This is a genomic window from Haloechinothrix salitolerans, from assembly GCF_042662605.1.
Lineage (GTDB): Bacteria > Actinomycetota > Actinomycetes > Mycobacteriales > Pseudonocardiaceae > Haloechinothrix_A > Haloechinothrix_A salitolerans.
In genome coordinates, this window is the sequence record NZ_JBHSXX010000001.1 from 49,493 (window position 1) to 64,943 (window position 15,451).

Here is a 15,451-nt window from a genome sequence, read left to right on the forward strand (position 1 = left end):
CGCTACTAGCGTGTCAGTCGTGTCAAGCGCAGTGGAACTCACGCCGCCGGGCCCTAGCGGCATCCCGCCCCTGTTCACGAGACTCGTCGACGACTCCGCGCTCTTTCCACCAGGCACGGCTTCGATGTCCGAAGCGCTGCACGCCTACCTCGATGCTCGCGCTGGCGACTACTCCGGCGTGCTCGGCCTGTTCCTGTGTCCCGCGTCCCGGCTACCGGAGCTGATCACCGAGATCATCAAGATCAAGCCATCTCAGCCGCTGCCACTCTCGCTGATCATCGACACTGGTCTCGGCGGTGTCCCGAAGGCGATCTCCATCGTCGAGTCCCGCGCCGAGCTACTCACCTTGCGCATGGTCGAGATGCCCGCACCGTCCGATGTGGACGAGGTGTGGCTTGAGCGGGTCTCCGAGTTCGTACCGGAAGACGTCGTGCGGGTTGTCGAGCCCCGCCGCGGCGTTGGCTGGCTCGAGGGCGTCCGCAAGGTCATCGAGCACGGCAGCTGGCCCAAGATCCGCTGCGGAGGGCTTTCCGAGGAGAACTTCCCCAGCGTCGATGAGGTCGCGGACTTCTTCTCCGTGGTCGCGGGTGTCACCGGGGCGTCGTTCAAGGCGACCAACAGCCTGCATCGGGCGGTGCGCCACGTCGACCCGGAGACCGGCTTTACCCACCATGGGTTCCTGAACCTGCTGGTCGCGTCCGCCCGCTGCCTAGCGGGCAAGGACGTCCGAGGCGCGCTGGAGTCCACCGACGGCGCGGCGCTCGCGGCCGAGGCGAGCGAGCTGAGCGACTCGGCGGCCAAGGCGGTGCGGGAGCTGTTCGCCTGCTACGGCTCGGCGACGTTCGGCGAGGCCATCGCGGACCTCGAGGAGCTGGGACTGCTGTGACCGCGAGGCGCTGGCCATGAGCACGGCGAGCTCGGGGAGTTCGCTGACGCTTGACCGTGGGCTGGCGCTGTTGCAGACCGTCGCGGACGCCGAGGGCCAAGCGTGCAGCGTGTCTGAACTCGCGGAGCGCATCGGCGTCAGCAGGGCGGCCGTGTATCGACTGCTCGGGCCGCTGGTCGAGCGCGGGCTGGTGTGGCGGGACGGCACCAAGGTCCGACTCGGCGTCGGGCTGCTGCGCCTGGCCGACCGGGTGCTGCCGCAGTTACGGGAGGCCGCGACGCCGATCCTGCGCGCACTGGCCGAGGACGTTGGCGCCACGGCCCACCTGTCGATCGCGGATGGCGATACTGTGCAGGCCGTCGCCGTAGTGGAGCCGTCGTGGACCAGCTACCACGTCGGCTACCGGATCGGCAGCCAGCATCCGATTACCAAGGGCGCGGCGGGCAAGGCGATCACGCTGCGGCAGGACGACCCGGAGTGGGTCGCCACGGTCGGCGAGCTGCAACCGGGTGCGTTCGGCGTCGCCGCTCCGGTGCGCAAGGTAATGGGACTGCGCGCCAGCATCGGAGTGGTGTCACTGCATCATCTGGACGCCGACGAGATTGGCCCGCGAGTGGTGACAGCGGCGGCCGATTTGGCTCGCGTACTGCGGTGACGCCGCGCTAGCCTGAGTGCGTCCGGGCCGCGCCCGGCGCGAAGGAATGCGCCAGGTGTGATGGATCTATCGGGGCCGCAGCATCATCGGGATGCCGTTGGCGGGACGCAGCGTGACCGCTGTCAGCGCCTGTGGCTGATGCCCCGGCACGAGATCGAGTTCGAACCGCTGCGTGATCGTGGCGAGCAGCAGCACCGCCTCCAGCATCGCGAAGCCACCACCGATGCACTGCCGCCGCCCGCCGCCAAAGGGGAGATAGGCGAGCCGGTGCCGGTCGGCGGCACCGGGCAGGAAGCGATGCGGGTCGAAGCCTTCCGGGTTCGGCCAGTGCTCAGGGTTGCGATGCACCAGGTACGGCGGCGTCGCGACGATGCTGCCCGCGGGAATGCGGATGCCGTCGAGCTCGTCGGAGTCCCGCGCCTCCCGCTCGATCATCCATGCCGGTGGGTAGAGCCGCATGGACTCCGACAGCACGGCCGACGTCCACTCCAGTTTGGTGACGTCGGCAGCGGAGGCCGCGCGACCGGAGAGCACGTCGTCGACCTCCGCGACGAGCCGGTCGCGCGCGTCCGGGTGGCGCGAGAGCAGCAGCAACGTCCAGGCCAGTGCGTTGGCGGTGGTCTCGTGCCCGGCGAGGAGGAAGGTCATCAGCTCGTCGCGGATTTGCTGTTCGTCGAGCGGTTCTCCATCGTCGTCGCGCGCGGACAGCAGCGCGTCGAGCAGGTCGGTGTCCTCGCGACCCGAGGTGTCCGAGGGATCTGAGGGAACCGCACGCCGCGCGGTGATTAGCCCGTCAACGACACCGCGCAGGTGCCGTTCGGCCCCGCGCGCCCGCAGCCGCGCGGGCGTCGGCCAGCGGTGGTAGTCAGGCACGAGCATGAACAGGGGGTGACGCACCACTTTCACGAACGACTCGAGGACCGTCTCCAGCGCGGGGGCCATCTCGCTGGCCTCGCCGCTGAGGTCGGTGCTGAACAGGGCACGTCCGACGACGTCGAGGGTGAGCGCGCTCATCTCATCGGCGACGTCAACGACGCTGTCCTCACCGAGCGTTGCCCAGCGGTCCATAGCCGTGCTCGCTGCGTCAACCATGGCGGGCGCGAAGGCGTCGATGCGCCTTCGCGCGAACATCGGCTGCACGAGCCTGCGTTGGCGTGCCCAGCTCTCGCCTTCGTTGGTTAACAGGCCGTTGCCCAGCACCTCGGTTAGCGGACGGTAGGTACGCGCCTTGCGGTAGTTGTCCTGGTTGCCGACCAGTACGTGCGAGACCAACTCTGGCCGCGAGGTCAATGTCAGCTGGTTGCCGCGCGGCAGCGGCACGCACACCAGGTCGCCGTGGGTGCGGGTCAGCTCGGAGATGGCAGCGAGCGGATCGGCGCGCAGCGAGGGCAGCAGGTGTAATGCTTCACGTCCAGTCAGCCGTGCCGCCATCGCTTGCCTCCCTGCGTCGATGGGACTTTAGACAAGCGTCTATCTGCCGATAGCTCGTGTCAAGCGAGACGGATGCCCCGCTGCTCGACGCCTACGCGAACGTCCGCACGGCGGCGGCGACGGCGAAGACGGCGAACGCGATGCCCGAGACTCGATGCAACAGGCGCGGGTCAATGCGGGCACGCACCTTGTGGCCCACGAGCACCGCGACGCCCGCGACCGCGGCCAGCGCGGCGAACGAACCGAGGCCGACGGCCAGCGGCTCACCCCAGCGCGCCGCGAGTCCGACCGTGGCGAGCTGCGAGGCATCACCGAGCTCGGCGGCGAACAGGACACCGAACGACGTCAGCGCGGCACGCGTGAAGGACACCGGTCCCGCACCCTGACGGCTGGCGTCCTCCGCACCATCGCGCACCGGGGCGAAGCCCTCTCGCAGGAGCAGATACGCGCCGATACCGAACAACAGCGCGACGACGCCCGTTACCAGCGCACCGGGCAGCAACCGCAGCGCGCCGCCGAACAGCGCGGCGACCGTGACGTGCACCATGAACGCCACGGAAACCCCGGTGAACACCGGCAGCCCCTGGTAACGCGTCGTCAGCACGAGGGTGGCCACCATCGTCTTGTCCGGCAGCTCCACCGCGAAGACCAGCGCGAACGCGCTGACAAACGCCAGCAATTCGGCAGTCATAAAATACTCGCACCCCCTTTCCATTTCACGCTAACGGAAAGGGGGTGCGAGGTCTATATTATCGGAATTGCGAATCGCCATTTTTGCCGCGTGACGACCCGATTTTTCGGCTCACCTCAATCGCGACTTCAATGCGACGACTCGCATTTTTCCACGCGGCGGCTTTCAATCTTTCTCGTGTCGTCGTCCGTTTTTCAGCGTGCCAGCCGCTGCCACAGGAACTCGAACACCAGCGCCCACTTGACCGCCCGTTGCTCGTTGTCCGCAGCGCCGCCGTGACCGCCCTCGATGTTCTCGTAGTACCGGACGTCGTGCCCGAACTCGCGCATCCGCGCCACCATCTTGCGCGCGTGGCCAGGGTGCACCCTGTCGTCGCGGGTCGACGTCATCACCAGCGTCGGCGGATACGTCCTGTCCGGCGCGAGGTTGTGGTATGGCGAGTATTTCAGCAGGTAGTCGCGGTCTACGGCGTCGTCGGGATCGCCGTATTCCGCCATCCAGGACGCACCGGCGAGCAACAGGTGGTACCGCAGCATGTCCAACAGCGGCACGCTGCTCACCACCGCGCCGAACAAGTCTGGGTAACGGGTGAGCATGACGCCAGTGAGTAGGCCGCCGTTGCTGCCGCCCTCGATGCCGAGCCGTTCCGGCGAGGTGATGCCGCGCTCGATGAGGTCGCGTGCGACCGCCGCGAAATCCTCGTAGACCCGTAGTCGGTTCCGTTTCTGAACGGATTGATGCCACTGCGGGCCGTATTCACCGCCACCGCGAATGTTGGCCACGACATACGTGCCGCCTCGCGTCAACCAGGACCGACCGATAATGCCGCTGTAGGACGGGGTGAGGGAAATCTCAAATCCACCATAACCGGTGAGCAACGTCGGCCCGTTCGATTCCGGCGCACCGACGACGAAATAAGGGATATGGGAGCCGTCGTCCGAAATCGCGAAGTGCTGCCGGACGTCCAAACCCTCGGCGTCGAACCGCGCGGGTGCGCGTTTCAGCGTCTCGAACTCGCCGCCGATCACGCCTCGGTGCAGCATAGAGGGTTGCGTGAAGCCACTGACGTCGAGCAGGAACTCGTCGCCGTGGTCGGGGTCGGTGCCCCTGATGTCCGCCGTGCCAACGTCGGGCACGCCCGCGAGCGGTTCCTTGCGCCAGCCTTCGCTTGGCGTTAGGACGTCGAGCCTGCTCTTGACGTCGGTGAGCGTGGCGATAATTAGGTGGTTGCGCGTCCAGTCGTGGTAGTTGAGCGACGTGTGCTCGTCCGGCTCGAACAGTACGGTGAACGCGCGGTCCCCGGCGAGGAAGTCGTCGAACCCGATGGCCAGCAGCGCACCGGCCGGATAGCTGACCTCGCCAATGGTCCATTCAGAGCGGGTCTCGACCAGCAGCCACTCGCGCTCGACGTCGATCTCGGCGTCGTCGGGAACCTCGATGCGAGTGAGGCTGTCGTCCGCGCCGAGTAGGTAGAACTCGGTGCGATAGAAGTCAACCGCCCGAGCGACGAAGTCGCGCTCGTAACCGGGGGTTGGGTCGTGGTACGCGACGACGGCGACGTCGTCTGGTTTGCCCTCGAACACCACGGTCGCCTCGGAGAGCGGAGTGCCACGCCGCCAGCGCTTCGCGATGCGTGGATAGCCGGAGGTCGTCATCGCGCCGTCGCCGAAGTCGGTACCGACGAAGACATGGTCGACGTCGATCCAGCCGATGCGGCTCTTGGCTTCGTCCAGCGCGAAGCCATCGTCGACGAAGGTGAGCGACGTCAGATCGAACTCGCGGACAACGGTCGCGTCCGCGCCGCCGCGGGAAAGCTGTACCAAGCAGCGGTCGTAGCCGGGGCGCAGCACCTTCGGGCCCTGCCACACCCAGTTCTCGCCCTCGTCCGCCGCGAGCGCGTCCACGTCGATGAGGACCCGCCAGTCCGGTTCGTCCGTACGGTAAGACTCCAGCGTCGTCCGCCGCCACAGCCCACGCGGGTGCGCGGCATCCTGCCAGAAGTTGTAGAGGTACTCGCCCCTGCGCGCGACGTACGGGATGCGGTCGTCAGCGTCGAGGACCGCGCGGATGTCTTTACGGAGGTCGGCGAATCGAGGAGTCTCGGCCAGCTCGGCGAGGGATTCGGCGTTGCGGGCGCGCACCCAGTCAAGCGCCTCATCTCCGGTGACGTCTTCCAACCACAGATACGGATCGTGTTCCACTCCCGCGAGGCTAGCCGACCCGCGGCGGTCAGCTACCTGGCCGGTGCCAACCGTTGAGCTGCACCTGCGCTGCTTGCTCCCGCTCACGCTTGGCCAGCTCCGCGTGCAGCTCGCGCAATAGCTCGCGGTCCCGGTCGCTGAGTTGCGCCTCAGCCTCGGCCGCCGGAAGCTCCACCGCCTCCCGCTGCGGGGCCTGCGGCTCCTCGCGGTCGGCGGCCTCGGCGTCGTGCAACGCCTGGTGCAGTTGCCGCGCGTCATTGCCCGACAGCTCCGCCGTGCTTTCCGAAGCGGACTCCGGGAAGTTCACCACGTTGCGGTCACCATGGCTCGGTGGCTCGGCAGGATGGTTGGGACGCGGCGGCTCGACGGGCTTGTCAGCGCGGGGCGGTTCCGCGGCATGGCCATTCCGCGCGGCCTCGGTCCGGTACCCGTTAGGCGGTGGCTCGGCGGGATATCCGTTGCGCGGCGGAGTCGTGTCACCAGAGTGGTCGATGCGCGACGGCTCGCCGCCGTGATCGCCTCCCGCTGGCTCAGCAGCGGACTCGGGTTGCGGCCAGAACACCTCGCCGGGCTGCCGGTCCGCACGATGATGTCCGTTCGTCCTGCGCGGCGCTTCGTGCCCGTTAGCCACGTTCACACCGTTTGGCGCAGGGGTCGACGTCCCATTCGCAGCAGCCGTGGACGTCGCTACGGGCCGAGTCGGAGCTGACTCGGCATGTCCGTTGCCGCCCGTCGGAGCAGCATGCGTCGCGAACGCGGGCTTCTCCTGCGCCGCGAAGAAGCCAGCCGATTCGCGAGGACGTTCCGACGCGACAGGACGTTCCGGCTCAGCAGCCGGTGCCGGCCGCGGTGCCGGCTGCGGTGCCGGTTGTGGTACCGGCGGAGGTACTGACGCGGGTTCAGGCGCAGGGGCGGCAGCCTGTTGCGGCGCCACTTCCGGTGCCGGCGCGCTGCTCGTGTCCGTCAGGACCGGCGCGGCGGCGGCGAGTGCCTGCCGATGGTAGTTGGGCCACGCGACGTCGGCCGACGCCACCTCGACCACTGCCCGGATGCCCGCGTTGCGCAGCGCGGCGGCGACAAGGTGCGCCGTCGCTGGCGGACTGCCCTGCGCACCGAGTTCAATCAGCACGACGCGCTGCGGCACCTGGCCAGGAACCCTGCCGGCCGCGGTGTTACGCCACACCGCGTGGATGGAACGCACGTCCGTCAGCACGGCCTTGATCGGCTCGATGGCCCGCTCGACTCCCGAGTCCGGCTGGTCACCGCCGGTAAAACTATGCGACGGGTCGACGTCGTGCTCGCTGACGATCAGTTGATCGAGCAGCGTGACGTCTGCCCCGCTCCTCGCGACGACCTCACCCAGCTCACGCCGCTCCGATTCCCGTAGAGGAATCCCGCCCGCGATCAACGTGCCCACGACAAGCTCAGCGGCCTCGTCCACCCGCGCCACCGCTGATAGTTGCCGCGCGTGACCAAGGGCACCATCATCGATCCTGCCCGCGAGCGCCAGCAACACGGTGTGCAGCCGTAACGGCACCGGTATCACCGGTCCCTCATGGTTTGCCACCTTGCGACCTCTCCCTCCAGCTCGCGGGCCGTGCGGACAGGCTCATCTCGCGGCTCCGACCGCACCAACGCTGACGGGACGTGAATTCGCCAGCGCTTCCCGGTGATACTCGGGCATGTCGAAGTTCGGTGGGAGAACTTCGATGCTCGGCTCGTCGTCGCCGAGCACCCGCAGCACACGTTGCAGTTCGCCGGTCAGCCGAGGCCAACCCGCCACAGCGGTCACTAGCAACACCCGTTTCTCACCGCGCTCGTGCCCCTCAGCGCGTCGCCACGTCGCACGCACATCGCCAACGTCCGGCCTGCCGCGCAGCGCCGCGTCGAGCAGTGCGGACACGGAGTCCGCCACGTTCGCCCGTTCCGATGGCGATTCAGTGAACGTGTAACGCGGACGGGTGGCTCCGTCTATCCGCAACGTCGCGCTCACCTGATGGACGTCGGCACCGTGCGGCACCAAGCAGGCGGCTAGCAACCCGTGTTCGCGCTGATCAAGCCCAATACCGTGCCTGAGCAACGATTTCGGCAACGTCCTGGCGAGCACGGAAAGCTGACCCTCGCCGAGCCAGTCCCGAAACCGCCACAACGCGATGTCCGGCAGCCGACCCGCGAGCAGGAGCAGCAGCTCATGGCACGCTAGCTCGTCCTCGGATTTCATCGGCCCTCCACGTGCACGCTCAGACGCCCGTGACGGGCAGCATGCCACAATCGAGATTCACCCGTTAGAGGGGTGTCGACATCGATTTGTAACTTAACGTATCCAGTGCAATTTCCGACAAATCGACGTCGAACTCACTTATCCACAGCCGCATGGCCCTGAACGCGCGCCCGTCGTATCTCCATACTTGAGTGCACCCTGATGCCAGCGTCGAGGAGGCAAAGTGCTTGTCGCGTTCAGTGTTACCCCGCTTGGCGGGGAGTCCGATGGCGTCGGCGAGGCCGTAGCCGAGGCGGTGCGAGTCGTCAGGGACTCCGGGCTGCCCTGCGAGACCAACGCCATGTTCACCCTGGTGGAAGGCGAGTGGGACGAGGTCATGGCCGTCATCAAACGGGCGACGGAGGTCGTGCAGCGGCACGCCCCTCGCGTAAGCCTTGTGATCAAGGCAGACGTCCGACCAGGACACACCGGACAGTTGCGGGCGAAACGTGAGCGCGTCGAACGCTACCTGGAGGACGGCGTCTGACTGGGAGGCGCCCCGGCGGGCGCCGATTCGGTGGCCGTTGAACTGGCGGCCTGCTTGAGTTCGATCTCGTACGATGCGGAGCCGCCATCGACGGCAGTGACGACGACTTCGACCTCGTAGTCGACGCCATCCGCCGACATGGTGCACGTGGTGATCTCCGCGATCTGCGCCTTCACCGGACCGTCGCAGTCAAGGTCTTCCGGTGGGGTGTTGGCTTTCCGAAGCGCATCCGCGACGCCCTGTTCCAGGTCCGCGTCGGAAATGACGTCCTCGGTGCCCGTCCCGCATCCTCCTGTCACTAGTATTCCCGCGGACGCCACCGCGGCCGCGATCAACCCCCTACGCACCATCCCAGATCCTCTCTTACCCACTCGCCATGTTCCGGCGAGCCCCACATTAGCGCCGCGTTGCCCCTCGTGCGTCGTGTCCCGCACTCACGCCGCTGTGTCCCTCGCTCCCAATGCTGTGCCGCCGCTCCGTGCGTCATGTTCCGCGCTCCTGCCGCCGGTTCCACATTCGTGTCGAAACGCCCGGCACTCACGACGTCGCATCGCTACTGTGTTCCGGGGATCGCCAACAGGACTACATCGAGAGGCGACGTGCACACCACACAGACCGCGAGACGCTCAGCCATCGCGGCGATGCTCATCGGGCTCAGCGTCACCGGGTGCACCGTGGACGTTGACGCCGGCGTCGAAACAACGCCATCGGTACCGCGGGAGCAGGTGGAACACATCGTGAAGGAACGGCTGGCGGAAACAGTCGGGCGGAGTCCGGACACGGTGTCCTGTGACGACGGGCTCGATGCGGTCATCGACGCGTCCGTCCGGTGCACGCTCACCGCGGACGGTGAGACGCACGGTTTGACCGCCAGAGTCACCACCATCGAGGGCGACACGGTCAGATTCCACATCCGAGTGGATGACAAGGCATTCCGGTAAGCCACTTGCTGATCCGGCTCTCGGAACACGACGTCGAGAACGGGGGACACGACGTCGGGAACGAGGGACGCGGCGACCCAGGGCGTGAGGGGCGTCACGACGTCGACCTCTCGGCGGAGCCGCTTTGTGGAGTTCCTACAACAAGCGACCGAGAGGCGGTGAGGCGAATCGCCATTCCGGTACTCCTTGGTAACCGGCATGCTGCACATGGGAGGCGGGAATCGTCCGCTTGACCACGACAGCGTTGTTGTCCCGGGTCCCTTGGCCAACTCACACAGTTTTGGCCTACCACGCGCGTCCCCCACACAGGAGGCTCACCGGTGTTTCGCCGTGTCGTCATCGTCAACCGAGGCGAAGCCGCGATGCGGCTCATCCACGCCGTCCGCGACCTGGCCGCGGAGACCGGCGAACCGATCGAGACCGTCGCGCTCTACACCGACGCGGAACGGACGGCGACGTTCGTCCGAGAGGCGGATATCAGCTACTGCCTCGGACCAGCAGCCAACCGGCCATACCTCGACATGGCCGTGCTGGAACGCGCCCTACGTGACACCGAAGCGGACGCCGCATGGGTCGGGTGGGGCTTCGTCGCGGAAGACCCGGCGTTCGCGGAACTGTGCGAACGCGTCGGCGTCACGTTCATCGGACCGAGCGTGGACGCGATGCGCAGGCTCGGCGACAAGATCGGCGCGAAGCAGCTCGCCGAGGAAGTCGGCGTGCCGGTCGCCCCGTGGAGCCGCGGCCCGATCGCGGACGTCGACGCGGCACAGCACGCCGCGAAGGAGATCGGCTATCCGCTGATGCTCAAGGCGACGGCGGGCGGTGGCGGGCGTGGCATCCGCGTCGTGACCAGCGACGACGAGCTCACCGACGCGTTCACCCGTACTAGCGAGGAGGCCGCGCGGGCGTTCGGGAGCGGCGTCGTTTTCCTGGAACGCCTCGTCACCGGCGCGCGGCACGTCGAGGTCCAGGTGATCTCCGACGGCGAGGCGGCGTGGGCACTGGGGGTCCGCGACTGCTCGGTGCAGCGGCGCAACCAGAAGATCATCGAGGAGTCTTCCTGCCCGCTGTTAGACGCCGACCAGATCCAGACGCTCAAGACGTCCGCCGAACGGCTCGCCGTCGCGGTCGGCTATCGGGGCGCGGCCACCGTCGAATTCCTCTATCAGCCGACCGAGCGACTGTTCGCGTTCCTTGAGGTGAACACCCGGCTGCAGGTCGAGCACCCGATCACCGAGGCAACCACCGGAACGGACCTGGTGAAGGCTCAGCTACACGTCGCGTCCGGCGGCAAGCTGACCGGCGACATGCCACCCGAGTCCGGTCATGCGATCGAAGCACGCCTCAACGCCGAGGACCCCGATCGCGACTTCGCCCCCGCGCCCGGCAGGATCGCGATGCTCGACCTGCCAGCGGGCCCAGGCATCCGGGTCGACACCGGTGTCGCGGCCGGCGACACCATCCCGTCCGATTTCGACTCCATGATCGCCAAGATCATCGCCTACGGTCGTGACCGCGACGAGGCGCTCGGCAGGCTGCGCCGCGCGTTGCGCGAAACGACGGTGATCATCGAAGGCGGCGTCAGCAACAAGAGTTTCCTGCTGGACCTGCTCGACGAGGACGACGTCGTCAACGCCACGGCGGATACCGGCTGGATCGACCGGGTACGCGCCGAAGGCGGCCTCGTGTCCGACCGACACTCCGGCATCGCGCTGGCCGCCGCCGCGATCGAGGCGTACGAAGACGCCGAACGGACCGAGCGGCAGCGCCTGTTCAGCACCGCGCACGGTGGACGTCCCCAGGTGCAGCACGAGGTCGACCGCGCGATCGAGCTCAGCCTCCGCGGCACGAGCTACCGGGTAAAGGTCGCCAAGATCGGCCCGCACCGGTACCGCATCGGTATCGGCACCGGCGACGACGACATCACCACCGTGGACGCCGAGCTGGAGCGTTACGGCTCCGGGGGCGCCACTGGCTCTGGAGAGCGTGACGTCGCCACCGGACGGCTGATCGTCAACGGCGACAGCTTCCGCCTCGTTACCCACACTCACGGCCCCGTGCACCTGATCGAGGTGAACGGCACCGCGCACCGCATCAGTCGCGAGGAGGGCGGTGTGCTGCGCTCGCAGGCGCCTGCGCTGGTGGTCGCGACGCCGGTCGACGTCGGTGCCGAGGTCGAGGCGGGCTCGCCCGTGATCGTGCTGGAAAGCATGAAGATGGAGACGGTGCTGCGCGCGCCGTTCGCCGCGACGCTGCGGGAGTGCTTCGTCTCAGCGGGCAGCCAGGTCGAGACCGGTGCGCCACTGCTTCGGCTGGAACCGCGCGCCGATGACGACGAGGCGCCAGCTACCACCGCCGCTCCGGTCGACCTCGCGCTGCCCACCGCGGTTGGCGGCACCGCGGAACACCGCGCGCGGCGACACCTGGAGGACATGCGCAGCATCCTGCTTGGTTTCGACGTCGACCCGGACGACGACGGCAGCATCCTGCGCGGCTACATCGCCGACCGCGACGCCGTCGGCGACGGCAGGCTCGCCGCCGAGACCGAGCTGCTGGAACTGTTCGCGGACATCTCCGAGCTGAGCCGCAACAAACCCGCTGGTGAGGAGACCAAGGCGGAGACCCGCGTGCACAGCGCACGCGAATACTTCCACTCCTACTTGCAGAGCCTCGATGTCGAGCGCGCGGGCGTCTCGGAGACGTTCACCGCGCGACTGCGGCAGGCGCTGAGCCGCTACGGCGTCAACGACTTGGAACGCACCGAAGCGCTGGAGGAAGCGGTGTTCCGCATCTTCCTCGCGCAGCAACGGGTCAGCGCGGACGTCGAGGTCGTGACCACCGTGCTGCAGCAGTGGCTCACCGACCCGCCGCCGGTCGGTGACGCGCGGTTCGCGGCGGGCGAGGCGGTTGAGCACCTCGTCGCGGCAACCCAACTGCGCTTTCCCGTCGTTGGTGACCTCGCCAGGAGCGTCGCGTTCCGATGGTTCGCCCAACCGATGCTGCGCCGCACCCGCGCCGAGGTCTACGCCGGGGTCCGCAAGCACCTGCGCTACCTCGACGAGCACCCGGACGCACCGGACCGCGCCGAGCGGATCAAGGAAATGGTCGCGAGCCCGGAACCACTGGTACGGCTGCTCGGCCAGCGCATCGGCAGGCAGGGCTGCGACCTCGGCCCGTTGCTGGAGGTCATGACCCGCCGCTACTACCGGTCGCGCGGGCTGGACGGCGTGCGCTGCTTCGAGCACGACAACCAGCCGTTCGTGTCGACGTCGTTCGACCTGGACGAGCAGCGGTTACGCCTCCTGTCCACCGCGACCGACTTCGCCGAGCTGCCGAAGGCCGCCCGCACCGTCGCCGAGGTGGCATCGGACGAGGGCAGCACGACCGCGGGCACGTCTGACCTCGTCGTGGACATCTACCTGACCTGGCAGGACCAGCCGGTCGGCGCGGACGCCGACGACGCGATGGCCGCCGAGTTGCGCGCCGTGCTCAGCGAGGTGCCGGAGCTGACGCGAGCGCGGCGGGTCACCACGACGGTCGCGGGCCCCGGCGGCGGGCACGGGCCGACGATGCACCATCACTTCACGTTCCGGCCGTCCACCACGGGCCTGACCGAGGAACGGCTGATCAGGGGTATTCACCCGCTCGTCGCGCAGCGGCTGCAACTGCGCCGGTTGAGCAACTTCGACCTCACCCGGCTGCCCTCGGCGGACGAGGACGTCTATCTCTTCAGGTGCGTCGCGCCGCACAACCCGTCCGACGAGCGGCTGGTCGCGATGGCGCAGGTGCGGGACCTGACACCGTTACGCGACAACGACGGCAGGCTGGTCTCGCTGCCGGCGGCCGAGGGCGCGCTCGCCGCGTGCCTCGACGCGATCCGCAAGGTGCAGGCGCAGCGCCCGCAGAAGAACCGCCTGGACACCAACCAGATCCTGATCTACGCGTGGCCGCCGAGCGAGCTGACGCCGGACGAGCTGACCGCGCTCGCGCAGCGCGTCGTGCCGTCCACGGCGGGCGCGGGAATCGAGGAGGTCCGGTTCATCGGGCGGCAACTCGACCACGACACCGGCGAGACACACGACGCGGCCATCAGGGTGTCGTACGAGGCGAGCGCAGGGGTAACGGTCACGGTCGGCGAGCCGACGTCCGAGCCGATCACCCCGCTGGACGACTACCAGCAGAAGGTGTTGCGCGCGCGCAGGCGCGGCACGGTGTATCCATACGAGCTGACGGAGCTGCTGGCAGGTGACGGCGGCGCGTTCACCGAGTACGACCTGGACGACACCGGCACGCTGGTGCCGGTTGAGCGGCTAAAGGGCAACAACACCGCCGCGATCGTCACCGGCGTGGTGAGCACACCGACCGAACGCCACCCGGAAGGGGTCACGCGTGTGGCGTTGTTGGGCGACCCGACGAAGGCGCTCGGCGCGCTGGCGGAACCGGAGTGCGCACGGGTGATCGCCGCGCTCAACCTGGCGGAGCGGATGCGGGTGCCGGTGGAGTGGTTCGCACTGTCCGCGGGCGCCAAGATCTCGATGGACTCCGGCACCGAGAACCTGGACTGGGTCGGCCGCACGCTGCAGCGCATCGTCCGGTTCACCCAAGACGGCGGCGAGATCAACGTCGTCGTGGCAGGCATCAACGTCGGCGCGCAACCGTACTGGAACGCCGAGGCCACGATGCTCATGCACACCAAGGGCATTCTGGTGATGACGCCAGACTCGGCGATGGTGCTGACCGGCAAGCAGTCGCTGGACTTCTCCGGCGGCGTGTCCGCCGAGGACAACTTCGGCATCGGCGGCTACGACCGCGTCATGGGGCCGAACGGGCAGGCGCAGTACTGGGCGCCCGACCTCGCCGGGGCCCGCGACGTGCTGATGGCGCACTATGACCATTCGTATGTCGTGCCCGGCGAACCCGGCCCACGCCGCGTGACGACGTCCGATCCGGTGGACCGCGACATCTCGTCGTACCCGCACGAGCTGGCGGGTAGTGACTTCCGCACCGTTGGCGAGATCTTCACCGCGAACCCGGAGCGCAAGAAGGCGTTCGACATCCGCACGCTGATGCGCGCGGTGGCCGACGCCGACCACCCGCTCGTCGAGCGCTGGGCTGGTATGGCCGACGCCGAGATGGCCGTCGTCACCGACACGCACCTCGGCGGCTATCCGGTGTGCATGATCGGGATCGAGTCGCAGTCCGTGCCGCGCCGCGGCTTCCCGCCCACCGACGGGCCGGACGCCTACACCTCGGGCACGCTGTTCCCACGTTCGTCGAAGAAGGTGGCGCGGGCGATCAACGCGGCGAGCGGTAACCGGCCGCTGGTGGTGCTGGCGAACCTGTCGGGGTTCGACGGCTCGCCGGAGTCGATGCGCAAGCTGCAGCTGGAGTATGGCGCGGAGATCGGGCGCGCGATCGTCAACTTCGACGGCCCGATCGTGTTCTGCGTGATCTCGCGGTACCACGGCGGCGCGTTCGTGGTGTTCTCCAAGGCGTTGAACCCGAACATGACGGTGCTCGCGGTCGAGGGCTCGTACGCCTCGGTGATCGGCGGCGCACCCGCGGCCGCGGTTGTGTTCCCCGGCGAGGTCAACGCCCGTACCGCCGCCGACGAACGCGTACGTGCGCTGGAGGAACGGGTCGCGGCGGCGTCCGGCACCGACCGGGCGGAGCTGTCCGCGCAGCTCGCCGAGACCCGAGCCGCCGTCCGTTCAGAGAAGCTGGGCGAGGTCGCGGCGGAGTTCGACCGGGTGCACAGCGTCCAGCGCGCCGTCGACGTGGGATCGGTAGACGCGATCATCTCGCACACTCGCCTCCGGCCGGAGCTGATCGACGCCATCGCGCGCGGCGTGGCGCGCTGAGGGGCGTTCGCTGCGATAAGCCCCTCCTTTCGGAGCCT

At 68.2% G+C, this 15,451-nt stretch carries 11 protein-coding genes; 5 read left to right on the top strand and 6 right to left on the bottom strand.

Annotated features, from left to right (window positions below; genetic code table 11):
* The first annotated feature begins 31 nt into the window (after nt 1–31).
* Together ACFQGD_RS00225 and ACFQGD_RS00230 are read left to right on the top strand one after the other, a co-directional pair.
* Nucleotides 32–886, top strand: coding sequence for a hypothetical protein (locus ACFQGD_RS00225; RefSeq protein ID WP_345392442.1), 855 nt, complete (start codon nt 32–34; stop codon nt 884–886).
* Nucleotides 887–902: 16 nt separating this feature from the next.
* Entirely contained in the window at nt 903–1,541 is a 639-nt protein-coding gene (locus ACFQGD_RS00230) for an IclR family transcriptional regulator (protein WP_345391902.1), read from the top strand.
* Between the two features lie 66 nt (nt 1,542–1,607).
* Here ACFQGD_RS00230 and ACFQGD_RS00235 read toward each other — a convergent pair whose 3' ends face one another.
* The 5 genes from ACFQGD_RS00235 to ACFQGD_RS00255 form a co-directional block, all read right to left on the bottom strand.
* Entirely contained in the window at nt 1,608–2,972 is a 1,365-nt protein-coding gene (locus tag ACFQGD_RS00235; protein WP_345391905.1) for a cytochrome P450, read from the bottom strand.
* Between the two features lie 91 nt (nt 2,973–3,063).
* Nucleotides 3,064–3,663, bottom strand: a complete 600-nt coding sequence (locus ACFQGD_RS00240) for a TMEM165/GDT1 family protein (protein WP_345391908.1) — start codon at nt 3,661–3,663, stop codon at nt 3,064–3,066.
* A 194-nt stretch (nt 3,664–3,857) separates the two neighbouring features.
* Nucleotides 3,858–5,864, bottom strand: a complete 2,007-nt coding sequence (locus tag ACFQGD_RS00245) for a prolyl oligopeptidase family serine peptidase (protein WP_345391911.1) — start codon at nt 5,862–5,864, stop codon at nt 3,858–3,860.
* A gap of 28 nt (nt 5,865–5,892) precedes the next feature.
* The gene (locus ACFQGD_RS00250; RefSeq protein ID WP_345391914.1) at nt 5,893–7,431 is read right to left on the bottom strand and encodes a hypothetical protein; all 1,539 of its coding nucleotides are present in this window, start codon (nt 7,429–7,431) and stop codon (nt 5,893–5,895) included.
* A 42-nt stretch (nt 7,432–7,473) separates the two neighbouring features.
* A complete protein-coding gene (locus ACFQGD_RS00255) occupies nt 7,474–8,085 on the bottom strand; it encodes a hypothetical protein (protein ID WP_345391917.1) in 612 nt (203 codons plus the stop codon).
* Nucleotides 8,086–8,308: 223 nt separating this feature from the next.
* Here ACFQGD_RS00255 and ACFQGD_RS00260 point away from each other — a divergent pair, with 223 nt between their 5' ends.
* On the top strand, nt 8,309–8,611 hold the full coding sequence (locus tag ACFQGD_RS00260) for an MTH1187 family thiamine-binding protein (protein ID WP_345391919.1): 303 nt from the start codon (nt 8,309–8,311) through the stop codon (nt 8,609–8,611).
* Here the strand turns inward: ACFQGD_RS00260 and ACFQGD_RS00265 are convergent.
* On the bottom strand, nt 8,590–8,961 hold the full coding sequence (locus ACFQGD_RS00265; RefSeq protein ID WP_345391922.1) for a DUF4333 domain-containing protein: 372 nt from the start codon (nt 8,959–8,961) through the stop codon (nt 8,590–8,592). The genes ACFQGD_RS00260 and ACFQGD_RS00265 overlap by 22 nt on opposite strands.
* Nucleotides 8,962–9,210: 249 nt before the next feature.
* Between ACFQGD_RS00265 and ACFQGD_RS00270 the strand changes: the two genes are divergently transcribed.
* Both ACFQGD_RS00270 and ACFQGD_RS00275 read left to right on the top strand, forming a co-directional pair.
* Complete coding sequence (locus tag ACFQGD_RS00270; protein ID WP_345391925.1) at nt 9,211–9,552, top strand: DUF4333 domain-containing protein; 342 nt, start codon at nt 9,211–9,213, stop codon at nt 9,550–9,552.
* A 320-nt stretch (nt 9,553–9,872) separates the two neighbouring features.
* The gene (locus ACFQGD_RS00275) at nt 9,873–15,413 is read left to right on the top strand and encodes an ATP-binding protein (RefSeq protein WP_345391928.1); all 5,541 of its coding nucleotides are present in this window, start codon (nt 9,873–9,875) and stop codon (nt 15,411–15,413) included.
* Nucleotides 15,414–15,451: the final 38 nt, after the last annotated feature.